This window comes from Anabaena cylindrica UHCC 0172, assembly GCF_034931625.1.
Lineage (GTDB): Bacteria > Cyanobacteriota > Cyanobacteriia > Cyanobacteriales > Nostocaceae > Anabaena > Anabaena cylindrica_A.
Genome location: NZ_JAYGGY010000102.1, coordinates 27,548 through 52,442, shown reverse-complemented (window position 1 = coordinate 52,442; position 24,895 = coordinate 27,548). Strand labels below are relative to the sequence as shown.

18 protein-coding genes and 1 pseudogene are annotated in these 24,895 nt (G+C 37.6%); 11 read left to right on the top strand and 8 right to left on the bottom strand.

The window, feature by feature from the left end; genetic code table 11:
- The first annotated feature begins 116 nt into the window (after positions 1–116).
- The 3 genes from VB713_RS23020 to VB713_RS23010 all read left to right on the top strand — a co-directional run bounded on the left by VB713_RS23020 (position 117) and on the right by VB713_RS23010 (position 4,706).
- Entirely contained in the window at positions 117–2,351 is a 2,235-nt protein-coding gene (locus VB713_RS23020; protein WP_323313832.1) for an ATP-binding protein, read from the top strand.
- 397 nt (positions 2,352–2,748) lie between these two features.
- Positions 2,749–3,432: a hypothetical protein gene (locus VB713_RS23015; RefSeq protein WP_323313831.1), complete on the top strand. Its 684-nt coding sequence runs from the start codon at positions 2,749–2,751 to the stop codon at positions 3,430–3,432.
- 32 nt (positions 3,433–3,464) lie between these two features.
- Positions 3,465–4,706, top strand: a complete 1,242-nt coding sequence (locus VB713_RS23010; protein ID WP_323313830.1) for a cytochrome P450 — start codon at positions 3,465–3,467, stop codon at positions 4,704–4,706.
- A 165-nt stretch (positions 4,707–4,871) separates the two neighbouring features.
- Here the strand turns inward: VB713_RS23010 and aroB are convergent, their stop codons facing one another.
- Positions 4,872–5,969, bottom strand: coding sequence for a 3-dehydroquinate synthase (gene aroB, locus VB713_RS23005; protein ID WP_323313829.1), 1,098 nt, complete (start codon positions 5,967–5,969; stop codon positions 4,872–4,874).
- A 146-nt stretch (positions 5,970–6,115) separates the two neighbouring features.
- Here aroB and petL point away from each other — a divergent pair, with 146 nt between their 5' ends.
- Entirely contained in the window at positions 6,116–6,208 is a 93-nt protein-coding gene (gene petL, locus VB713_RS23000) for a cytochrome b6-f complex subunit PetL (protein WP_013193238.1), read from the top strand.
- Positions 6,209–6,266: 58 nt separating this feature from the next.
- Here the strand turns inward: petL and bioB are convergent, their stop codons facing one another.
- The gene (gene bioB / locus VB713_RS22995; RefSeq protein WP_323313828.1) at positions 6,267–7,271 is read right to left on the bottom strand and encodes a biotin synthase BioB; all 1,005 of its coding nucleotides are present in this window, start codon (positions 7,269–7,271) and stop codon (positions 6,267–6,269) included.
- 147 nt (positions 7,272–7,418) lie between these two features.
- Here bioB and VB713_RS22990 point away from each other — a divergent pair, with 147 nt between their 5' ends.
- Positions 7,419–7,985, top strand: coding sequence for a GNAT family N-acetyltransferase (locus VB713_RS22990; protein WP_323313827.1), 567 nt, complete (start codon positions 7,419–7,421; stop codon positions 7,983–7,985).
- Between the two features lie 104 nt (positions 7,986–8,089).
- Positions 8,090–9,541: a protein adenylyltransferase SelO gene (locus VB713_RS22985; RefSeq protein WP_323313826.1), complete on the top strand. Its 1,452-nt coding sequence runs from the start codon at positions 8,090–8,092 to the stop codon at positions 9,539–9,541.
- A gap of 59 nt (positions 9,542–9,600) precedes the next feature.
- Here VB713_RS22985 and VB713_RS22980 read toward each other — a convergent pair whose 3' ends face one another.
- A complete protein-coding gene (locus VB713_RS22980) occupies positions 9,601–10,593 on the bottom strand; it encodes a diguanylate cyclase domain-containing protein (RefSeq protein WP_323313825.1) in 993 nt (330 codons plus the stop codon).
- A 276-nt stretch (positions 10,594–10,869) separates the two neighbouring features.
- On the opposite strand from VB713_RS22980, the pseudogene VB713_RS28325 reads away from it, so the two are divergent.
- Positions 10,870–10,962: pseudogene (locus tag VB713_RS28325) on the top strand (hypothetical protein); the annotation flags it as partial.
- A 290-nt stretch (positions 10,963–11,252) separates the two neighbouring features.
- On the opposite strand, the gene VB713_RS22975 reads toward VB713_RS28325, so the two are convergent.
- From VB713_RS22975 to VB713_RS22960, 4 genes are all read right to left on the bottom strand, one after another.
- Entirely contained in the window at positions 11,253–12,266 is a 1,014-nt protein-coding gene (locus VB713_RS22975) for a PleD family two-component system response regulator (RefSeq protein WP_323313824.1), read from the bottom strand.
- A gap of 9 nt (positions 12,267–12,275) precedes the next feature.
- Positions 12,276–15,281: a response regulator gene (locus tag VB713_RS22970; RefSeq protein ID WP_323313823.1), complete on the bottom strand. Its 3,006-nt coding sequence runs from the start codon at positions 15,279–15,281 to the stop codon at positions 12,276–12,278.
- 89 nt (positions 15,282–15,370) lie between these two features.
- Complete coding sequence (locus tag VB713_RS22965) at positions 15,371–16,417, bottom strand: glycerate kinase (RefSeq protein ID WP_323313822.1); 1,047 nt, start codon at positions 16,415–16,417, stop codon at positions 15,371–15,373.
- Positions 16,418–16,439: 22 nt separating this feature from the next.
- Positions 16,440–16,772 carry a DUF565 domain-containing protein gene (locus VB713_RS22960; RefSeq protein WP_323313821.1) on the bottom strand — a complete coding sequence of 111 codons (333 nt, stop codon included), beginning with the start codon at positions 16,770–16,772 and terminating at the stop codon, positions 16,440–16,442.
- A gap of 257 nt (positions 16,773–17,029) precedes the next feature.
- Between VB713_RS22960 and VB713_RS22955 the strand changes: the two genes are divergently transcribed.
- Positions 17,030–17,656: a hypothetical protein gene (locus tag VB713_RS22955; protein ID WP_323313820.1), complete on the top strand. Its 627-nt coding sequence runs from the start codon at positions 17,030–17,032 to the stop codon at positions 17,654–17,656.
- A gap of 278 nt (positions 17,657–17,934) precedes the next feature.
- A complete protein-coding gene (locus VB713_RS22950; RefSeq protein WP_323313819.1) occupies positions 17,935–19,752 on the top strand; it encodes a glycosyltransferase family 39 protein in 1,818 nt (605 codons plus the stop codon).
- 79 nt (positions 19,753–19,831) lie between these two features.
- On the opposite strand, the gene VB713_RS22945 is transcribed toward VB713_RS22950, so the two are convergent.
- Positions 19,832–23,194, bottom strand: coding sequence for an ATP-binding protein (locus VB713_RS22945; protein ID WP_323313834.1), 3,363 nt, complete (start codon positions 23,192–23,194; stop codon positions 19,832–19,834).
- 653 nt (positions 23,195–23,847) lie between these two features.
- Here VB713_RS22945 and VB713_RS22940 point away from each other — a divergent pair.
- Both VB713_RS22940 and kaiB read left to right on the top strand, forming a co-directional pair.
- Positions 23,848–24,432 carry a KaiA family protein gene (locus VB713_RS22940; protein WP_323313818.1) on the top strand — a complete coding sequence of 195 codons (585 nt, stop codon included), beginning with the start codon at positions 23,848–23,850 and terminating at the stop codon, positions 24,430–24,432.
- A gap of 84 nt (positions 24,433–24,516) precedes the next feature.
- Complete coding sequence (gene kaiB / locus VB713_RS22935; RefSeq protein WP_323313817.1) at positions 24,517–24,831, top strand: circadian clock protein KaiB; 315 nt, start codon at positions 24,517–24,519, stop codon at positions 24,829–24,831.
- The last annotated feature ends 64 nt before the right edge of the window (positions 24,832–24,895 follow it).

The following is a 24,895-nucleotide window of genomic DNA, read 5'->3' as shown; positions in this document are numbered from 1 at the left end:
TTCAGGCTCTATCCCTTATGAAACAAGCTGTTTAACCACCTTGTCACCCGTTAAGGAGAAATATGGGAAGACTAAGCTTGTTGGCTGCTGTACTCCGTATAAAAGATTTCTGTAGTATGATAAAACGTTTTCAATTTACAAATCATGTCAATATTTCATTACGTTTCCTATTAATTGTTCCTTTTCTCATTCAAATTTCGGTGACTGTGGGTTTGGTTGGGTATCTCTCCTACCAAAATGGGCAGAAAACAGTCAATGAGTTAGTAGCTCAAATTATGGACAAAACCAGTAGCGTAGTCAATCAACATTTGAATAGCTACTTGGCAGTTCCCAATCAACTAAATCAGATGAATGCTGATGCTGTTGAAACAGGAATGTTGAATTTACAAAACCTGGAAGTTGGAGGACGATATCTCTGGAAACAGATGCAGCTTTATCAAAATTTGGGCTATAACGGCTATCTTTTAACTACAGGTCAAGGGGCTGGTGCTGGGAACTATGCCGATAAAAAACTGAAGACATTAGAAATATTTCCGAAGGCTGTTAAGGGAGTATCTAAAATTTATTCCTATGCTACGGACAATCAAGGTAATAAAACTACACTACTCAATACTTATAATTATAACGGCTTAGAACAACCTTGGTATATAGAGACTGTCAAAGCTGGTAAACCGATTTGGAGTGGTGTCCATCCTTGGACTGGTGCTTTTAATTCTGGTTCTATTGCTGCATCGGCAAATTATCCTATCTATGACAAAAACGGTAAATTATTTGCTGTCTTTGGGGTTGATTTGCTGCTTTCTAATATCAGTAATTTTCTAGAAAAGATTCACGTCAGTAACAATGGCGTTATTTTTATAATTGAGCGTAATGGACTATTAATTGCCGATTCTAGTTATACAAAGCCTTACAAAATCGTCAATGATCAAACTAAACGAATCACTGCAACTGACAGTTCTAGCCCTCTAATTCGAGCAACTGCACAGTATTTACAGCAAAAGCCGGGTAATTTGCAGCTGATTCAAGACCCACAACAGTTGAGATTTAATTTTCAGGGTAATCACCAATTTGTCCAAATTACTCCTTGGCGCGACCAGTTGGGTTTGGACTGGCTGGTTGTCTTGGCTGTTCCTGAGTCGGATTTCATGGCGGAAATTCAGGACAACACACGTAACACAATCTTTTTGTGTCTGGCGACTTTGGTAGTGGCATCTCTTCTTGGTATTTATACATCTCGTTGGATTATTAAACCCATTTTAGATTTGAGTCAAGCAAGTCGGGTAATTGCTGATGGCGATTTTAACAAATCGGTAGAGCTAAAAGGTATTAATGAATTAGAGATACTTGGCCAGTCTTTTAACCATATGGCTAGACAACTGCAAGAATCTTTTACAGCTTTAGAAACTGCTAACCAAAATTTAGAACAGTCTAATACTGAACTAGAAAAACGGGTAGAGGCACGAACGCTGGAACTGCAAGCAACAATTCAAGAATTACACCACACTCAAACTCAGATGGTGCAGAGTGAAAAAATGTCTGCCCTAGGTCAAATGGTGGCGGGTATAGCTCATGAAATCAATAATCCTGTCAATTTCATTCATGGCAATCTCACCCATATTGAACAGTACACTCAGGATTTGTTGTCTTTAGCACAAATGTATCAAGATTATTTACCTGAAACACCTGTAGAAATTATAGAGAAACTAAATGAAATTGATTTTGAATTTTTGGAAGATGACTTAGCCAAAGTACTCAAGTCAATGGAAATGGGAACGACGCGGATTCAGGAAATTGTGTTGTCATTACGAAATTTTTCGCGTTTAGATGAGGCAGAGGTGAAAGAGGTTGATATTCATGAAGGTATTGATAGTACGCTGGTGATTTTAAATAATCGCCTCAAAGCCAAGCCTGATCGTAAGGGTATTGAGGTGATCAAAGAGTATGGAAAGTTGCCTTTGATTGATTGCTACGCAGGTCAACTCAATCAAGTGTTTATGAATATACTGAACAATGCCATTGATGCTCTAGAAGAAAGGGATAAAATGCGATCGCTAGATGAAATTAACACTCAGCCTAGCAAAATCAAGATTTCTACAGTATATCAAGATGGCTGGATTAGTATTCACATCACAGATAATGGACCCGGTATCAGAGCAGAAGATAGTTCCAATGTCTTTAATCCATTTTTCACTACCAAGCCTGTAGGTAAGGGAACTGGCTTAGGTTTATCCATTAGCTATCAAATTATTACCCAAAAACACTGCGGCAAGTTTTATTTTCACTCAACCTCTGGAGAAGGAACGGAGTTTGTGATTCAGTTACCTATAGGTAGTTTTCAGGGTGCTGAATAAATAAGTTGGTCAAATAAGAGGATCAGGTGCAGGGGTTTTCCCTCTACCTCTTCGGTCAATTTTATATGAACAGAAGATGAATTATTTTTTGGTTCATTCACCAGTAATTATGTAATATTACTTAAATAGTTTGATGGTATTTTCTCTTTAAATGAGCATTTTTTATGTAAAAATACTTAATTGTTTTCATAATTACAGTTGATTAGTTAGGAATTTTTCTTGATTATCAATAAATTTACTACTAGCTCTTAATTTTTAATGACTCACTTAGGTGAAGGTCAATAACTTGATATTTAGAATATACAAGTATTTTTACGCTTTTCTATTCAATATAAATAAAGTTCTATTGAACATAGGCTATGTTAAAAAATGTTCTTTTGTAATAACGAGCTTAAAGATGCTACTGCAAGATATCAGAACCCAACCGAATCAAGTTCAGAATCGTGATTATGTGCAGGAAATCAATGATTATGTGGAACATTTATACGGAGACATTCCCATTTCTCCTTGCCCGTTTACAAAGAAAGAAATAGAAGAATTAGATAGTCACAATGAACTACTTGTCTACTTGCCTGCCAAGATGTCAATGAAGCAACTTTGCCAACAATTTGGGATCAAAGCAAATGTAGACTTCGAGCATGAAACCATGATCAAAAACACAATGGTTTCTGAAGATCAGTGGTTTATTACATCTGCATCAAAAACTCCAGAACTTATGTACAAAACTGGAGTAGCTGCAAAACGGATGTATGAAGATGAAGGTTTGCATGGAATGGACTTCAGGCGTTATCTAGCCTTTGCTGCTACTTTTAAGTATAAGTTTGGCGTATTACCAGACCAAACATATTGGACATTTCTCTTATCGGGAAGTTATGACCGGAGTGGAATATCTATTGTAGGATTCGATTCCCGAAATGTTTTAAATCATCATGGTTGGATGAAGAATTTCAAAGCCAAATTTTTAGGTTCAAGATATATAGTCATTGCTCCGAGAGTAGAGATTGTACCTGAAACCGTAGACCTAACAAGAGCTTATCGAGAAAAAAGAGGTACTGCGGGTAAAGAAGCAGATATGGAATAGAGTCAATTCACTGTAGGAGTAGTTTGTAATCAATGTTGACTGAAATTTTGCAACAAGGGGAAAAGTATGACTTACTTAACCCCTTATTTTTTGCCAATCCTGATGCAACTTTGCATCAAATGCGGACTGAAGATCCGATTTATTGGCATTCTCAATTGGAGTCATGGATTCTTACTCGTTACGTTGATATTTACAATGTCATCCGTGATCAAAGATTTTCTGTAGACAGAGGTGGCAAGATTGGCAAAAGCAAGTCTTTAGTAGTGAAGACAAAGCTAGACTTTTGTAATCAATACTTTACTCAATGGATGGTATTTTCTGATCCTCCTAGACATACACGACTCCGTAATTTAGTGGGTAAGGCATTCACTCCACAGCTAATAGAAAGCTTACATCCTTTGATTCAAAACTTTGCTGATGAATTAATAGATGCTATTCAAGATAGTGGCAAAATGGAAGTAATTCATGATTTTGCTGTTCCTTTACCAGCCCTTGTCACGGCAAAATTATTGGGTGTACCACTAGAGGATATCCCACTGCTTAAACGCTGGAGTAGCAATATGTTTATGCTATTTGGGGCTGGTTGGGCTAGTGAGGAAGTGGTAGAAACTACTTATCAAAGTTTAGTTGATAGTATTAAATATTTTGATGATTTGATTGCAAAGTACCGTCAATCTCCTAGCGATAATTTAATTAATCAGTTAATAGCTGCTGAAGATCACGGTAGTGTACTAAGTGATGAAGAACTGACAGCAACCTGCATTACTTTTATGGCAGGTGCATATGAAACTACAACTTATTTGATTAGTAATGGATTGTTGGCGTTGCTACAAAATCCTGAACAGCTACAAATGTTACAAGAGAATCCTCAGTTGATTGATTCGACAGTGGAAGAAATCTTGCGATATTGCGGGCCAGCGTTTAGTGTAGTTCGTAGAGCTATCGCAGATATTGAGATAAATGGTAAGTTAATTACTAATGGGGAGAAAATATATTGCGTTTTACACGCTGCTAATCATGATCCCGCTAAGTTCCCTAATCCAGATAAATTTGAAATAACTCGCAAGGAAAATCGTCATCTTGGCTTAGGACAAGGTATTCATGTTTGTCTAGGTGCGGCTTTGACACGTCTGGAAACAAAAATTGCTATCAACACTATTCTCCAACGCTTGCAAAATATCCGCCTGGATACTGAACAGTTGACTTGGATACCAAATTTGGCAATGCGGGGTTTGGAAGGATTACCTATTGTCTTTTCTCATACTAGAGAATAGGTAAAAAGCTCTGTGTGGGTGTAATAGTAGAGGCAGAGCCTCTGTGATAGCATTCCCAGTCGGAGACTGGGAACGAGATCAACTCCTGAACTCCTGAACTCCTGAACTCCTGAACTCCTGACTCCTGAACTCCTGACTCCTGACTTCTGACTCCTTCTGTATCTTCTAACCTGCCATTTCCTTTAACACTTGCCTAATAATATCCGCTGGTACTTCATCAGTCACTTTCACTGCACCAATTTGAGTTGGTAACACAAACCGCACTTTACCTGATTTGACTTTTTTATCTAATTGCAAAGCATCAATAATGGCTTCAATATCCAAACCTGCTGGTAATTGTGTCGGTAAACCTGCTTTTTTAATTAAAGCGTTTTGACGTTCTGTGTCTGATTTTTGCCAAAGTGCCAATTTTACAGCAATTTCTCCTGCTGCCACCATGCCTATTCCAACGGCTTCCCCATGTTTAAGTAAACGATACTCTGTCAAGCTTTCTACTGCATGACCGATAGTGTGACCATAGTTAAGAATGGCGCGAAGTCCAGATTCTTTTTCATCTTTGCTAACAACATCTGCTTTCGCTTGACAAGAATGGGTTAATATGTAATTTATCAGGTCGGATTTTACATAGCGGAGTTGGTCAAGGTGTTTACTCGCTTCCAATTGGGTAAACAGTTCAGCGTCCCAAATTACGCCATACTTGATCACTTCCGCCATTCCCGCTCTAAATTCTCGCGCTGGTAAGGTTTTTAATACTTCTGGATCAATTAAGACTAGGCGTGGTTGATGGAATGCGCCAATTAAGTTTTTGCCGTGGGGATGATTTACCCCGGTTTTACCACCAATAGCTGAATCTACCATTGCTAAGAGACTGGTAGGGACTTGAATAACGTTAATCCCCCGTAACCATGTAGCGGCTGCAAACCCGGTCATATCACCCACTACACCTCCCCCCAAGGCGACCATTGTTGAGGAACGTTCTAGACGGTTTTCGAGGGCGATATCATAGATTTTTTGGATGGAGTTAAGGGTTTTGTAGCGTTCACCTGGTGGGAGGTTGTAGCTGACGACTTCAAAGCCGGCATTTTGCAAGGATGCGATCGCTCTTTCGCCATAATGTTTAAATATCATCGGGTTAGAAACTAGCAAAACTTTCTTGCCTAGCTGCAAACTCGCCATCTGTTCACCCAGTTTATCTAAACTCCCAGGTGCGATCGATATATCGTAAGACTTTTCCGGTAGATTTACGCTAATTGCAGAACTCATTCTCTAACCCTATTGAAGCACTCTTCCGCGTATTTTATCGCAATATGGGAACTGGGGACTGGGAAAGAATTCTTGAGAATTACGAATTACGAATTAATAATGATTCAATAGAAAGTAAGTAACTAACCTAATGTGGAGAAACTCAAATGGCTGTAGTTGAATATATTGTATTTTTAGGCGTGTTCATGGGTATAGCTGTCGGTTTACTGTTTGGTCTGCGTTCTGCCAAGATCATTTAAGCCGAAAATCCCGTAGGGGCAGGATTTTCCTGCCCTTTTGGTTGGTTTCCCTATATTGTTATTTCATCATCACAGCAGCAGGTGTTTTTTCCTGTTTTTGGAATGGTGGACGCATTTCTAAACCCAGTAAATTCAGCATTTCCCGGTCTGCATCATAATCTGGACAGGGAGTTGTCACCGTTAGCATTTTGTTATCATCGCTGGAAAAGATGGAATTAGCACCAGCCATAAAGCATAAAGCTTGTTCAACTTGGGAGAGTTTTGATCTACCTGCACTTAAACGCACATCAGAAGTGGGCATGACAATTCTCGCGGTAGCAATCATCCGTACCACTTCCCAAATTGGTACTTCCGGTTGATTTGCCAAAGGTGTACCGGGAACCTGTGAGAGAATATTAATAGGTACAGATTCTGGATGTGGTTGTAAATTAGATAGCGTGTATAACATTCCTACCCGATCTTCCACACTTTCACCCAAGCCGAGAATACCACCAGAGCAGACAGTCACATTAGTTTGGCGGACATTTTCAATTGTATGCAAGCGATCGCTATAAGTCCGACTAGTAATCACCGCACTATAATATTCTTCAGAAGTATCCAAATTATGGTTATAAGCATACAATCCCGCATCTTCTAACCGCTTGGCCTGATTCTCTGTCAACATTCCTAAAGTGCAGCACACCTCCAAACCCATAGCCGTGACATCCTGCACCATATCCAGAACATCATCAAATTGAGAATTATCCCGCACCTCTCGCCAAGCAGCACCCATACAAACGCGACTCACACCGCTTTCTTTAGCCTTTTTAGCAATATTAATCACCGTTTCTTTTTCTAACAACGCTTCCGGCTTCACCTCTGTTTTATAGCGAGAAGATTGGGCGCAGTAACTACAATCTTCTGGACAACCACCTGTTTTAATAGAGATAAGCTTACAAACTTGTATTTGTTTTGGGTCATGAAATTGGCGATGTACACTAGCAGCTTGATAAATAAGCTCTAGAAATGGTGTATTATATATTGCCAAAATCTCCGCTTGCTGCCAATCGTAGCGTATTCCCACCTTCACTATCCTTTTATAGATTAGATTTATCAACAACTGTATTTGTGATTATTAACATAACATTACAGTCAAGTACAGCCAGCACACAATAAATTTACAACTTCTTCAGCATATTTTAAAATATACAGATTTACTGATTTATAGTATATGAATTTAGAACCGCCATTAATTACAAGCGATCGTCTATTATTACAAATAGCAATTCCAGAAGATATTCCCCAAATTCTTAAATACTTCACTGCAAACAAAGCTTATCTTACACCATTTTCACCTACTTGGATTAATGGTTTTTTCACAGGAGAATATTGGCAAGATCAGATAGAACAATATCATCGAGAATTCATTAATGACTACTCCTTAAAATTATTTATTTATCCCCAAATCCAACCAAAGGAAATTATTGGACTTGTCAATTTCAGCAGTTTTGTACGCGGAGCAGCTAGTTTTTGTAATGTTGGATATAATCTAGCAGAAAATGCACAAGATAAAGGTTACATGACAGAAGCTCTAAAATCCGCGACTGAATATGTATTTCAAGAGTTAAATTTTCACCGCATCATGGCTAATTATATGCCACACAATCGCCGCAGCGGTAACGTACTAAAAAAACTTGGTTTTGTCATAGAAGGATATGCTAGAGACTATTTATTGATTAATGGTAAATGGGAAGATCATATTCTCACTAGCTTGATTAATCAAAACTGGAAATCATAGCCAGGAAGTCAAAAGGCAGAATGCAGAAATAATTAATTACGAATTACGAATTATTTCAGATGTAATATTAAAATAAGATCAATTTAAATTTACTCTTACTCATAATGACACCGGCTGAAACTCCAAATCACACAAATTCCATTAATCCTTTTCTCACCCTTAACTACGAAAGCGCCTTAGAATCCCTAGGTGATGACTACTTTGACGAAGTTGCAGCAGCAGAATTTCCCCAACATATCCTGCGTTGGCGCAATAATGCACTACTACCCCGTTTAGGAATTGATCCCCAAGCAGTCACAGACGAAAACTTTATTAGCGCTTTTGGCAAATTTGAAGGGCGTAAACCCTTATTAGCTCTGCGTTATCACGGTTATCAATTTGGTGAATATAACTCACGCTTGGGTGACGGTAGAGGCTTTCTTTATGGACAAATACGCGGCACTGATGGCGAATTATACGACTTTGGCACAAAAGGCTCTGGGACAACACCCTACTCTCGTGGTGGTGACGGAATGCTCACCCTCAAAGGTGGAGTCAGGGAAGTTTTAGCAGCAGAATTGCTACAACGCTTGGGTGTGAGAACCTCACGCTGTCTGAGTATGATTGAAACAGGTTTAGGTCTTTGGCGTGGAGATGAACCTTCCCCCACTCGCTCATCAGTAATGATCCGGATGAGTAAATCTCATATCCGATTTGGAACTTTTGAACGATTACACTATTTAAAGCGTCCTGACTTAACTAAAAAGCTATTAGATCATGTAATAGAAACTTATTACCAACATCTAAATGCTGAAAATGATAAATATGCCCTATTTTATCATGAACTAGTGCAGCGAGTAGCAGAACTAGTAGCACAGTGGATGGCTGCTGGCTTTTGTCATGGAGTTTTGAATACCGACAATATGTCGATTACAGGAGAAAGTTTTGACTATGGGCCTTATGCCTTTATTCCTACTTATGATCTCCACTTTACCGCTGCATATTTCGATTATTATAGACGCTATTGTTACGGACAGCAACCTAGTATTTGTCACTTGAATTTAGAAATGCTGCAAGAACCTTTAAAAGCAGTAATTGATATGGGTGACTTGCAAAGTAGTTTAGCTAACTTTGCCGAATATTATCAGGCAGAATATCGAACTGTAATGTTGAAAAAATTGGGTTTTGAAAATTGTACATTTGCCCAAGCTGATCAACTCTTAGAATTAACAATTACCTTTTTGCAAGAAAGTCAAATTAGTTATCATCAGTTTTTCTCAGATATGGCTTTTACTTTTTCGAGCAAATGGCGAGATGAACCTGCATTCGTGATGAACACTTCAGAAATTGTCCCTGTGTTAGGAGCATCCTCAATTTTTGATAATTGGTGCATACTTTATCATCAAATTCTCAATCAATTTGATCCCTATCAAATGGAAACTATTGCCAAAACTCTAGCTAAATATAATCCACCATCCACCTTGCTAAGACCTGTAATTGAATCAATTTGGGAACCAATTGTACAAGAAGATAATTGGCAACCTTTTTATGATTTAATTGAGCAATTTCAAGTGTAAAATTAGTTATTAGTCCATATTTAAAATTGCCTGGAGACTAGAAATAATTTCTGTCTCCATCATATTATTTTTCGAGCTACAATCAGGTTTCTACCATGAATTTTAGCTTCAGCAAGTGCTTTGTCAACCATTTCAATTAATGTATTTGGAAGTATCTTTGTCTGAGGAAATATAGTTGCTAATCCTATACTCAATGTAATAAAATTATCAACTTTAGATTCAGAATGAGGAATTTTGAGATTATACACTTCCTTGCGGATTAGCTCTGCTAAATAAACAGCACCTTCAAATTCTGTATTTGGAAGAATTATGGCAAACTTTTCTTCTTGATAACGAGCTAATAAATCAGTTGAACGCTTAACCGATAATTTAATTGTTTTAGCTATTTGTTGTAAACAACTATCTCCTGATAAATAACCATAAGTGTCATTATAGCTTTTGAAACAGTCTACATCACATAATAGTAGAGACAAGGATAAATTTTCACGAGAAAGTCGTTGCCATTCAAGATTAAAATATTCATCAAATTTTCTCCGATTAGCAATTCCTGTTAATTCATCTACTAGAGTTGTTACTTGGATAGTTTGTTTAGCTTTTTGAGATTCCCAAATTTCTTGCCATAATCCTTGATTTTGGTTCATTATTCCCTCATGCTGTTGCCAAAATAATGATTTATTTTTTCTGGGTGCTAAAACTTCTGATTCTTGAAAATTTTTTTCTGTGTAATCCACTCGTCCAATATTAAATGACATGATTTTTGCTAGAGTTTGTTCTGGAGTACTAATAAATAGTATGGGAATATTGGCAGTTTCTATCTGAGTTTTTAATTGCTGATAAACTTCATATCCATTGATTTCAGGTATATTTATATCAAGTAAAATCAAGTCAGGAAGTTCTTGTTTAGCAACTTCTATGGACGTTGTACCACTTACAGTCTTTTTGACTGTTATTCCTTGCGATTGTAAAATTTTAGATAAAGAGCATTGATTATTTGGATCATTATCAATAATCAAAATAGATTTATAACTCTGACAAGATTGATGAAAAAACATAGATATACCTACTTTTATCAAGGAGAAGTAAAGCAAACAATTTTCTCTACATGAAATTTGTCAACACTCTCATTTTTATGCAGGTATGCTCACTCGCACAGGTAGGATACAGCCGATAATCACGGCAGAAATGTTGCACCATTTAAGTGCAAAAAATCCTTCTGTTTGAGTAGTATTACCCACACTGAATTGCTGACAACGATAGATATGCCCTGTTTAAAAAATTAGTCAAAAGAGTCAAAGAATTAATAGCGGAGTAGAAAGTCATCTGGCTTTTATCATCCAGCCCTGAATACTGATAATATGTCACTCACGGATAAGAATTGTGACTATAATCAGAAAAACCCCTATATCTTCATCTCTGCTTAATAAGCTTTACACGTCTATATACTCTATCTAGTATAGACTCTATTTTTACAATCAGCAACCTAGTACTTATACTAAAAACGGGTTAAAAGTGTCATTCTGAACGAAGTGTTCGCGTAGCGTGCCGTAGGCTCTAGAATCTCCGAGATACTTCGCTGCACTACGTTACGCTCAGTATGACATAAGTCCAAATTTCACCCGTTTGCAGTATAATCAATTTACATCAGATATCATAATCGGATAATTAGCAATTACCAGCCCCAACAGATATGATCAGTATAAAAAACATGATCTTACTCGATACTTTTAGCTATAATTCTGTTTCTTCCCTGTGCTTTTGCAGTGTAAAGTGCTTTATCAACAATCTCTATTAAAGTATTTGGTATAGTTTCTATTTTAGGAAAAATAGTGGTAACTCCAATACTTACAGTCACAAACTTATCAACTCTAGATTGAGTGTGGGGAATCTTGAGATTATATACTTCTTGTCGGATTTCTTCAGCTACATATACAGCCCCTTGAGAATCTGTATTAGGAAGAATTACTGCAAATTCTTCTCCCCCATAACGAGCTACTAAATCAGTCGGACGCTTCACCGTTAATTTCAGTGTTTTAGCTATTGTTTGCAAACAATAATCTCCTGTTAAATGACCATAAGTATCGTTATAATTTTTGAAAAAATCTACATCACATAATAATAAAGATAGAGGCAAATTTTCACGAGCAAGTCGTTGCCATTCTAGATTTAAATATTCATCGAATTTTCTCCGGTTGGCTACTCCTGTTAATCCATCTAAAAGAGCAAAAACTTGTAGCTGCTGATTTGCCACAAGTAAAGCTTCTTCGACTCGTTGACGTTCCTTGATTTCTATCTGTAACTGTTGATTTTTTTCAAAAAGTTGCTGATGCTGTTGGTAAATAATTAGTTGACTTTTAACCCGTGCTAAAACTTCTAACTCTTGAAAAGGTTTTGTAATGTAGTCTACTCCACCAATTTCAAAAGCCATAATTTTATCTATAGTTTGATCTAATGCGCTAATAAAAATTATGGGAATATTTGCAGTTTCTGTTTGGGCTTTTAATTGCCGGCAAACTTCATAACCATTAATATCAGGCATATTGATATCTAGTAAAATCAAATCGGGAGGTTCTAGTTTTGCAGCTTGAATTGCAACTTTACCACTAACTGTTTTTTTTACTTTAAATCCTTTTGATTCTAACATTTTAGATAACAAGCGGAGATTGTCTGGGTTATCATCAACAATTAGAATTAGACTACAATCGTTATGGTATCTAGTTAAATGCATTATTATATTTTACTCATGAGAAGTAAGATTAATAATCGTTTCGATGTGGAAATTATCAACCAAATTTTTCAATATATCAGCTATTTGTTGATACTTAGTAGGAATTTGTTTAAATAACGTATAGAGTTGAGTTTCGTCAATAATCAAGGCTGCTGCATGAACTTGTGAAATCCAAGTATGAGGCATAAATTGTAAATCTGATGCGTTCAATAGTTTAAATTTCTGATCATCTATATGTGGTTTTATTGGATGAGTACTATCTGCATAAAGATAGCGTAAATTTAAATATTGTGCCATTTTTTCAAAAAGAATATTTTCTTCAAAAGGTTTAGCAACAATATCATCACAACCTACTTGTAAAATAGCTTTTTTATCTTCTTCAAACGCGCTAGCAGTCAGAGCAATAATCATCAATTTTTTACCCTGAGTCATGGATCGAATTTTCTTAGTTGCTTCATATCCATTCATCACAGGCATTTGAATATCCATCCAAATAAGATCGGGTTCCCATTCTTTGTAAATTTCAATTGCTTCTAAGCCATTTTCTACTGCACGGACATCAAACCCAACATATTTGAGTAGTTTGACAATTAGCTGTCGATTTTCTAGAATATCCTCAACAATTAAGATTTTATATTGAGGCTGTCCAGGTTCTAGAGCAATTACTCGCTTGATATTTTGGATGGGAGTAACAACATCAATGTTATCAGTTAGACTAAGTTGGACACGACAAGTAAAAGTTGCACCTTGTCCGAAAATACTATCAACTTTCACATCACCTTTCATAAGTCTGGCAAATTGACGACTAATTGCTAGACCCAATCCAGTACCCTGCATAAACTGTCTTCCACCTTTAGCTTGTAAAAAAGCTTCAAAAATTAATTCCTGGTCTTCAACAGCAATACCTGTGCCTGTATCTTCAACTTTAAATTCAACAGTTACTTTCCCTGTTTCTACTGCTAAAGATACAGAATCTTGAGGATAGGATACCTTGATGGCGACATGACCAAAAATGGTAAATTTGATAGCATTACCTATGAGATTAATTAGTATTTGTCTGAGCTTACCTTCATCACCAAACACATATTGACTCACTTCTGGACTAAATTCAGTAATTAAATTCAATCCTTTATCAGCAGATTTGAGGGTAAACATTTCTTGAATAGAGTAAATTAGACGATGTAAGTCAAAGTAGCTTTCGTTAAGGGTAAGTTGACCAGCTTCAATTTTAGACATTTCCAAAACATCATTAATTAAAGCTAGTAAATGTTCACCACTCCGACTAATAATGTCTAAATTTTCTTGGTCTTCTTCAGATAATGAACTATTGCGGGTTAATATTTGAGTAAAACCCAAGATAGCATTGAGAGGAGTTCGTAATTCATGACTCATCTTGGCTAAGAATTGACTTTTAGCGCGGTTGGCAATTTCTGCTTGTTCAGCAGCTTGTTGTAATGCTAATTGGGAAAACTCTAGTGCGACAAGCATGAGACTATTTCTCATTTCTTGTGCTACTTCAATTTCAAATGCTTGCCAAGGTAGTGATTTGTCTTTAACTGTCTGTTTCCATAATTCAAAGGATTTGCGTGGTGTGAGGCACTGTTTATCTTCTGAGTTAACAGATACGGCTTTGTGCGGATTACCTGCCCAATTCACAGTTTGGACTTGCTCTGTTCTGAACCAAATCATGTGATAAGACCTGTGATGGATAACTATTGAGATTGCTAAAATACCACTAGCTATATCTTTAAAATTAGTAGCTTTTAGATATAGTTGCGAGAGAGAATCTGTGTAAAAAATCTCTTGTTGATTTTTTTGATTTAGTATCCATTCTACTAGCTCTTGAGTATCTTCTACGGAGGGAGTATTACCGATTAAGATTAATTGTCCTTGCAATAAGACAGCAGCACCAGTAGCTCTAAGTAAATTTAATAAACTTGATTCATTGCGTTTGAAAACATTGCCAATGTAATCTAATTCATTGGTTAAGTTATGGTTTAGTTGTTCCTGAATTAATTTGACTTGTTGACGGTAGAAATTGAATGAACGGTCTTGTTGATTAATTAATTCAATAGAGGCAAAGTGTCCAATAAATTCACAAGTTTTGCGAACTTCATAATCTATATATTTGGGAGAATAATGGTGACAAGAAATCAAACCCCAAAGTTTGTTTTCGTTAATTATAGAAATAGACATAGAAGCAGTGACACCCATGTTTTGCAAGTACTCAATGTGCAGCGGTGATATGCTTCTTAATATGGTTCTACTTAAGTCGAGGGGTGTATCTGTGAGGGGATTATTTATGGGAATAATTTTGACAGGTTGATATTTAGTATCTGGGATAACTCTCAGTAAATTTTCATAGTAAAGTTTTCTAGCTTGAGTAGGGATATCAGAGGCTGGATAATGTAGCCCTAAGTAACTTTCTAGATGAATTTGCTTATCTTCAGCAATAACGACACCACTATAATCTGGTTCAAATTTGTAAACCATCACTCGATCAAACTGGGTTATATTTCTAATTTCTTGGGCGATAGTTTGCGATAGTTGAGGTAAATTTTGTGTATTTCTGATGTTAGATACTGCTCTTTCTAGCAGATTAATATATACAAGTGAATGTGCAATTGATTGAGTGGGATGAGATTCCAGTTCTAGAATTATAAAATTATCAGAGCAGCGATGAATAATTCCTAAAAAAACAGGGTAGATTGCTTGAGTAGGTGATTGAATTTCTAATAAATGAATAGATAAATAGTTTTCATCAGTTAAGAATTTATTCATTAACTGGAATTGTTCTTCAGATAATAAATAGCTTAAATTTTGACCAAGTAAAGATTCTGGGGGAATACCGAAAAATTGAGTTGTGTTTTCACTAGCTTGTACAATTTTCAGATTAGGTATTTGCAATGTAAGTAAAACACCATGTGGCTGAATATGTCCTGAGATATGAATTGGTTCTTGATCACAATTGGTAATGTCAAAATTTGATTGGGTATGAATATTTGAAACTTCCATGTATTTATTATTATTTATTATTTAGTTTTGAGGTTTACAATTCTACCATTAAATAAAAATGGCATTCCATAAAATAGAGGATTTTAAAATTAAATATGAGTCTTATATATTGCTTCAATTGAGTGGTTAGGAGAAATTTCAATAACTAAATCAACGAAATGAGATTTAAGCAATGGTTTGATGAATAATTCTGGGTGCAATGAGAGCCAAAAATAATTAACAAATTCTTCTATTTGTGAATTATTCATCCCGGATTTACCAGCGGCAATCATTTGTTTTTCTGCTTGCTGACGCCACCCTAAAGAAAGGCGGTAATCGTTGGTATATAGGACTATTAAATTATCTAAATGTTGCCAAAGTGGGAGATAATTTTTGAGTTGATGATTCATTTCACGAGCAAAAGCCCGGTCATCATCTGTAATAATGGGCGGTGGTGCGTTGGTAAAAGCTTCCTCTTTAATTGGTTGTACACCTACGAACCAACCTTCAAATAAGACAATATCCACATCGGTGACAATTTCTGGGGTGGTGCGATCGCCTGCACCAGAGTAAGCTGATTTATCAAAACGGGGAACGCTCACAGGATTCTTGCCTTGACGAACCTGATCGAGTAAACTTAAACCTAAGTCGATATCGTGGGTTCCTGGTGGACCACGCCAAATCAGACGGGGGTACTCCTGCGTTAAAGCCAGGCGATCGCTATAAGTTTTGTACAAGTCATCCAAAGATAAGCTCAAAGTACGATATCCCAACTGCTGGAGAATCAAGCTGAGAATCTGCGACATTGTGGTTTTACCAGTTCCTTGTCCACCTAAAATCCCCTGAATGAAAGGTCTACCCAACTCTTGACGACTTGATGCTATTTTGATCCCCAACGGTAGCCACAAATCCCACAATACCTGTAACATTTGCTGCGGCGGAATTTGTAGGTTATTTTGGCAAAATTGCCGAAAAGAAGGTAACACTAGTGATAGTAGGTGCGATCGCTCTTGAATGACTTGAGATACATTGGCCGGAGTGATATCAAAAACCTTTGCCCTCTCAGTATCCGCCAGTGCCGCCCTTTGTGCTAAAACTTGCCAAGATGCATTTGTAGCACCTGGGATCAAAATTTCATTCAGCCACTTACTGACCATAACTAGCACCCGCTCTAAAAAATCAAGAACCTAGCTTAAAGGCTTCCACAAATAGACTATAGATGAAACCAACTTTAAGAAAGTTAAGTGCTTCTACCCAGAGCGCCTGTCTAGCCAAAAAGCTGCGACTGTAAAATATTCTACTAGTAACCTCCGTTAATAGGACTAAAACAGCAGCTATCACCATGTCCAATACACCTCTTTGTCCAGTGGTAGTAGACACTGCCGATCCCAAAAAGAAACCAAATAAAAAATTAATTACCAGAAGCGATAGTCGCCGCCAAGGATTAACAAACCATTGCCCCAAGAGCCTAGCAATAGTATCTAACAGGTTGTTAAGACGAGTATTTTGCATTGATGGGACTGTGGGAAAAAATCAAAAAATGTTTAAATATTCCCATACTGAAGGTATAAATTCCAGATTAGGTTTAATCAAACTGATTTAATAGCATTATAAATCAATACAGTTACATTCAGAAAAGTTATCTATTCAAGCAAGTAGAAAAAATAGGCGATTCTGAACTACATTCACTTAAACCCAAAGGATGGAACTCTCAACTGAGAATTGACAAGGATTAAGCCTAAAAAATATTATCTCTGAAAAGTATCATTATGAAAACTTCCATATATCGTAACTTTACTGTTATATCTTTAGCATTTGGGCTACTAGGAATCCTAGCTGGATGCTTGGGAATGAGTGTATCCTTTGAGCCTACTAACCCAAACCTATCCCCAGAAGAAACATCTACATTACAGCAAACAATACCCGCACCTCTAGGTTCCGAAAAAGTTATATCTGCTGGTGCAAACAATATTACAACTACTCCCAACCAGCAATCAGAAAAACCCAGTGTAGAAAATTCACCTGATGTATCGGCCTATCAGATAAGCTCTGCTAATAAAAGCAAAGTCTTAGGCAGTTTGCGAATGAGTAATCAAACAAATCAACCTGTACGTCTAGCTCTATTAGCACACAAGTCAACAAACAAACAATCTTCCAACAACAAAACTAAATATAATGTTCCCGCTCATTGGGATTTTGCTCCCCAAGAAGGTAGTCAAAAAGGTTTAATTTTATCCCTACCAGAGGGTAATTTAAAACTAGAAACAGGAGATATTTTAGTAGCTTTTGCCCAAGATGGTTCCCGAAGCTATTGGGGTCCTTATGTTGTTGGCGAAACTCCCTCACCACAATGGAATTCCCAAACTAAAGAATGGCAATTGGAACTAACTCCATAATGGGGAATCAATGAGCAACAAAAATGTACAAGTTGCAAAAATAGCTTAATAATAGATTAAACCTAATATGGGTAGACCACAAAATTTTCAATTTGAGGGGTCTTAAATCCGTTTATTTATGCGCCAGTCGGACAAAATTCATTCTGAATTCTGACTCCTGACTCCTGAATTCTGTTCGATAAAATGCCACTCTAGAGAACAAAATTGAACTTAAGAACGACTTTTGAATTATTGTGGATGAGAAAGACGCGACTCACCGTGTCTATAAGTATGGATTTATGAGGCTAAAATTGAGCGTTACCAGCCCTATTGAGCAATGGTTTAAAAAGATAGAAAAGCGTCCAGCCCTTGCTGTGACTATTTCAATTGTGTGGTTGCTGTTGATTAACTGGATAGCTTTTGGTTGGAATTTAGGCAATATTGGCTTGATTGATGAAACTGAGCCGCTTTTTGCGGAAGCTTCCCGACAAATGCTAGTTACAGGTGATTGGATTACCCCATTTTTTAATGGTGAAACTCGTTTTGACAAACCGGCGTTAATTTATTGGTGTCAAGCGATCGCATATTCTATCATGGGGGTGAATGAATGGGCAGCCCGTATCCCTTCTGCACTGGCAGCAACGGCTGTAACGGCTTTGGCATTTTACGTTGTCCAGTGGTATTTTGCTAAAAAAGATCAATTAGAGCAAGTTGCCAATCCTACTCGTCGTTATTTAACAGCCGCTGTTGCATCGGCTTTAATGGCATTTAATCCCGAAATGATTGTTTGGGCTAGAGTCGGTGTTTCTGATATGTTACTCACCGGTTGCATAGCCTCAGCTTTGTTATGTTTCTTTCTGGGATATGCTCAAAATTCTTTACCCTCTCGCTTCCCCAATAAATGGTATTTGGCTTGTTATGTGCTGATTGCTGGGGCAATTTTGACTAAAGGGCCAGTCGGAATTGTTTTACCAGGACTAATCATGATTGCCTTTGCCCTATATTTGGGTAAATTTTGGGAACTCTGGCGAGAAATGCGGCCGATTTTGGGCATAGGCATAGTCTTCGCTTTATCTGCTCCCTGGTATGTCTTCGTGACTTGGCGCAATGGCTGGAATTTTATTAATGCCTTTTTTGTTTATCACAACATAGATCGGTTTACAGAGGTTGTGAATGGTCACTCAGCCCCTTGGTATTTTTACTTTTTAGTGGTGTTGTTGGGCTTTGCACCATACTCAGTTTTTCTACCTGCATCCATAGCTAGGTTAAAATTTTTGCAGAGAAGGCACTGGCTAGATCAAGAACGTTCTCAACAATTGGGTTTATTTGCTGGTTTCTGGTTTCTGGGTGTCTTTGGTTTTTTCACCATTGCTGTCACTAAACTCCCCAGCTATCTATTACCTCTAATGCCGGCAGCATCTATTTTAGTAGCATTGTTTTGGAGTGACCTTTTCCCAAATCCCCAAATTCCCAAACCTCTAAAATCTTTCAATATTAGTAGTTGGGTAAATGTGGCCTTTTTATCGACATTATCAATAGGACTATTTAACCTACTCCAATTAGTAGGTACTGATCCGGCTGCACCAGATTTATACCAAAAGATTGAAAATCTGGGGTTAACAAATTTGGGAGGGATAATTTGGCTTGTTAGTGCGATTATTATTGCTGCTTTGATATTGAATTATCATCTACGTCCCATTATTGCGATTAATTTAATAGGCTTCGTGGCATTTTTATCAATGGTGTTAATGCCCACTTTGTTTGTAATGGATCAACAGCGTCAGTTACCTTTAAGAGAATTATCTGCGATCGCTGTCCAAGAAAAACAACCCAATGAAGAATTAGTCATGGTAGGTTTCAAAAAGCCTACAGTGACTTTCTACTCTCACACTACTGTCAATTACTTGAAGTTTTCCCAAGAGGCTCTAGGCTATATTCAAAATCAAACCTCCGCAAAAGTCAAACCACCATCACTACTACTTCTAACGGAGCATAAAAAGTTGATTGAAATGAACTTTCAACCAGACGATTACAAGAATATAGCCACCAAAGGTGCTTATAATCTCATTCGTATTCCCTTGCAGAAAATTGAGAAAAACAAACAGGATATTTCTTAATTTGAGTCAGGAGTTAGGAGTCAGGAGTTAGGAGGTAGAAGAATTTTGGATTTACCAATGACCAATGACCAATGACCAATTACCCATTTTTACTTTTAACTAAAGCCTGATTAATTTGACTTAATAAATCTTCCATTGAGATAGAACGAGGTAAAACCTGGGTAGCAATACCGTCGGCAAGCTGTTCTAATCCACCAGCTTCATGAATTTCTGGGGAGTGATATCCTTTGTTTTTATTTTGCCCTATTTCTGGATATGTTACTTGATTTAATGTTTTATCCAGTACTAAAATTGGCGGCAAATTAAACGGTAAATCAGACAAAGTTGTTAATGCTTTTTGTACTTCTTTATGAATAGCAGACTCACCCAAACAAATTAGTAGTAAATCAACACTTTGATGACGGAGTTGTTGCAGCACTTCTGCCCAGCAGTTGCCCATAGCTGCCTTAAAACCAGCGGTTTGTAAGTACTGAATTAAAGCTTGGAACCATTCAGATCCTCGCTCTGTATTCTGAGAGCAATCATTACTACTATAGTCACTTTTGAGCGATAGCGTAGCGCTGCTGCTTTCAGCAGATCGCTGATTGTTTCTCAAAGCAGAACTTTTTTCCCCTCGATAACCCTTAACCGGCTTACCTCTTACCTGTGGCAAATCGCGCAACATAGTCACATCAACTACCAAGATATTGGGAGGACAGCCAATAGCAGAAGCAATTTGTAGTACTGACAATAAAGCATCAGGTTTGGTTTTGGGACTGGCACTTTCCTTACCTAATGGAGTTAAGTAAGGAAACACTGATAATCCAGGGATTTGGGAAGCTGTCAAAGTAGTAGCAACATCGCAAGTTACCAGCGGAATAGCTGCTAATCGGGGGTGGTTAGTCAACTGTTGGAGATAATTTTGGGCTGTAGAACTTTCCACATCCAGTAAAATTACATCAAACTGCCACACCCGTGCTAAAAGTTCAGCCTGATCTAAATCATCTACTTCAATAACTCGATGTTCTCGCAGGGAGGGTTGGGGATTGACGGATTCTAATTCTGGATTTACCAACCTGAGAATCCGCAACGGAGTTTTTGTAGTTGCGATTTCGGTATTTTCTAAACTTATCTGCTCAACTTCTGGTGCAGCACATAATTTTTCTAAAATGGGTACTAACGCTTGATGCTCTACTGGTAAGCTCAAGAAATTATCAGCTCGGTGAGCAAATGCCTGTTCCTTTTCTGCTCCTGTGGCTGTGACAACCACCGGAATATGACGAGTTGCAGTATCAGATTTTAGTAAAGTCAGCACATCCCAACCTGATAGCAGGGGTAACAAAGGATTCAAGAATATAGTTATTGGTTGTAAGCGACGAGCTTTTTCTAATGCTTCAGTCCCCGATCGAGCAATTACCACCCGATAACCTAAACCTTTGAGATGTTGGGTGAGGTCTTCAATATATCGAGCTACTGCCTCTACTACCAATACTAAGCGTTGGGAGGAAGCTGGTTGATGTGATTCGGAATTTCCCCCTTCTGATTCGGCAAAGCTGGTTTTGGGAGGAGAAGGCGGTAAGAGTAATGTAAACTGGCTACCGTTGCCTTCACGAGATAAAAAGCTGACATCTCCACCATGTAGACGAGCCAAAGCCCTTGTTAATACTAGTCCTAAACCAGTACCTTCAAACTGACGTGTGAGGGGATTTTCCAGTTGTTGGAATTTTTGAAAAATTAAATGTTGTTGATGTTCAGGAATGCCAATGCCTGTATCCCAGACTGTGAATGCAATCCATCCTTCCCAACGATTCACCCGCAGTCCTATTTCTCCAGAGGTTTCGGTGAATTTAAAGGCATTGGAAAGTAAGTGTACTAGCATTTGCCGCAATCGTAATTCATCGGCGACGATCTGTTCTAAGCCTGGTTCAATGGTGAGGCTGAATTGGTGATCTGGTGAATGCTGACTTGCGGATGAAGAGGATGGGGTAATTTTGCTTGGTTGATTGTGGTGTGTTTTTATTTCTGATAAAGCGCGATCGCACACTTCCCTAATTTGCACTGGAGACGGATTCAGTTCCATCTGTCCAGTTTCCATCCGCGTCAAATCTAAAATATCATTAACCACACTCATCAAATGTCGGCCACTTTGATGAATTAAGCTGGCATAACGCGCTTGTCGCTCGTTCAATTCTCCTAATTGTTGATCAACTAGTAACCGTGACAAACCCAAAACTGCTGTCAGCGGTGTTTTCAATTCATGACTAATACAAGCTAAGAACTCATCCTTTAACCGATTTAGTTGAATCAAATCGGCATTCTTAGCTGCCAGTTCTTTAAAAAGTTGTTGTTGCTCGGTGACATCAGTTGCTAAAACTAACCACAACTCATCATTACCCAGTTCTGAATTTTCACTTCTGAGTGTAATTTCAGAATCAGCACTCCAAATCTTCAACTCAGGACTATCTAAAAGGATTTTAGTAAACTGCCAAATTCGCTCCTGACCATTCTGAACTTCGACAACGCAAGTACAAGTACCCAGTTGAGTATCCAAAAAGCAGTGACTAGATGTACTATTTACAGGTACTTGTGGCTCCTGCATGATAGGCAAAACTGAAGATGAACCTGTGGATTTAATTCCTTCACTTCTAAGATGCCGTTTCATCAATGTGGTTGGCTCTTCGTTTTCATCTCCTCTACCATTGAAGGAAACTTTCACAGCTTTTGGATTGACTGGATTGACGTATTCTTGATTTTTTTCTTGGTTTTTAACATGAACAGGAGCAAGGATAGTTTCTACTTCTTGCCTAATTCCTTCTGGATCTTTGAAAACTCCCAATTGTTGCCACCAAGCTGGATTTTGTGTTACCACTTCGCCACTACTGGTTTGTAACATCAAAGGCCAAGGTAGTCTTTCCAGCAACTGTACTAAAGGATTTTGTCTACGTGACTGATGTTGATTTTGCTTGTAGCGACGAGTTTTTGCCACAGCATGATTCTTTGTCTCAGTTGACGGCATACCAGAAACAATTGCTGTTTTCTCTTTAGCCAAAAAACGTAGTAGCTTGGGGTTATCTAGCAGCCCCAACAATTTCCCCTCTGAGTCGATCAACACCCAATCTAAATTTCTATTTTTTTGGCTTTGTTGGCATGGCAAAAACAAACTAAATTTTTCTAGCCGCTCAGAAGCTGGTATTGTCTGTATTGGCGAAATCAGACTAGAACTCAACGTAGAGATTGGCTGTTGTAGATTTAAAAACGTGTCACCATTGGCTGCTGCCAATAATTTCGGAATTAAACGGGCAGAGTACAACAATCCGATTGGGCATTGTTGTTGATTCACCACTACCAGGCGATCGCACTGCTCCTTCTCCAAAATCTCCAGCACCACTGCCAGAGTACTCGTTTCTGGGCAGCTGGGTACGGTTGCTAGAAAGTCATAAAGCGGGTACTGTAGCATTAACATAAGGCTTAGGGGGTCATTCTTCCTGTCGTCGCCTCTGGCTTCAACATCTGCCAAAGTGCTGATGGTTTTCATACCTGAAGCAATATCCTTCAAGAAGACTCATATAAGCGTCTTTGGTTACAATTCAAATTTAAATGAAGCAACTAAATTGGCTCTGACAGGCAATCGCTTGCCTCCCACAGTTTCCAGAGCCTCCATACTTCTCTCTGTCACTCTGTTTCCAGAGCGGTCATCTTCACCAGTCAGATACTGGTATTTAAACTCCTCTTCTATAGTTACAGCTAAAACAATTATCGCTCCAAAGATTCGTTTTAGAACCTTGAGGAATTATAATGATTTAGAATGCGACAATACTTTAAGTTCGTTTATGTATCTTATCAAGGAGTGAAATGAAAAAATCTATATTCAGATAGATATACATAACTCAGATCAGGAAATTAGCTACTGCATCCTTTCTGCTCAACCCTTCATCAACTACTTAGTCAAGTTATAACATTCACCTGATTTAGATAGGTTATAAAGTAGCAATTCTTCAATATTTGTTGACATAGGGCGCTCTTTAACCAGGTTTTACTTAAAAGTTTTTACCCGAATAAATTAGCCCAGACACCATAGTCTGAGCGATCATCTCCAAGAAAATATATAAACAATAAATGATATTACCTATATTATTGATTTGGCGAACTGATGTTAAAAAATATTTAGATAATCATGCTGTTCTATATAGTCATCAAAGTTTAATTGAGCAGTTATGGAATTTCATAGAGAGTATTATTACTCAATTTTTTGAATTGCCACTTCCTGTTACTGCTCCTGTGAAAATTCACTCTTTACAAAAAATTAGACAGTTAAACACAAACGAACAATTGGTTCACAGTCAGAAATATAGTTATGTATTAGCGTGTAATCAGCAATGGTTTCAGGAAATGAGTCCAGCCGAAAAGCAGGAAATATTAGATCAACTTAAATCAGATTACCGCCTCATTTTGATAAATTACTTTACTACAGACAAAAACCTAAAGATTATCATTGATAAATTTATCAACGCTTTATTTTATGCTAATATTCCTGTGCCACGGATTATAGAAATGCACATGGAACTCATTGACGAATTTTCTAAACAACTAAGGTTAGAAGGCAGAAGTGATGAAACATTACTAGATTACCGACTAACATTGATAGATGTTTTGGCAAATCTGTGCGAAGCATATAGATGTTCGGGTTCTAAAATCAACTGAACGATGACTAGTATCTGCGGTCAATTCAGGCAAACTCTTCAGCATATTTTGTATTCCTAGTTCTCATACCTAGTCTATAAATTTATGAATAAAGTCGGAAAAACTTATGTTCTCAAGCTTTATGTAGCGGGGAACACACCCAACTCCGTGCGGGCTTTAAATACACTTAAAAATATATTAGAACAGGAATTTCAAGGTGTTTATGCTTTAAAAGTCATAGATGTCCTCAAAAACCCACAACTAGCCGAAGAAGACAAAATCCTAGCCACACCAACATTATCTAAAATATTACCTCCCCCTGTCCGCAAAATTATCGGTGATCTTTCAGATAGAGAAAGAGTATTGATAGGATTAGACTTACTCTATGAAGAATTGAGTGAAGAAGACTGGGAAGAGTAAGATATTACTGAACATAGTCAAAGCTTTAGTAATTTTAAAAAACAGTTTAAATAACCTGATGTGA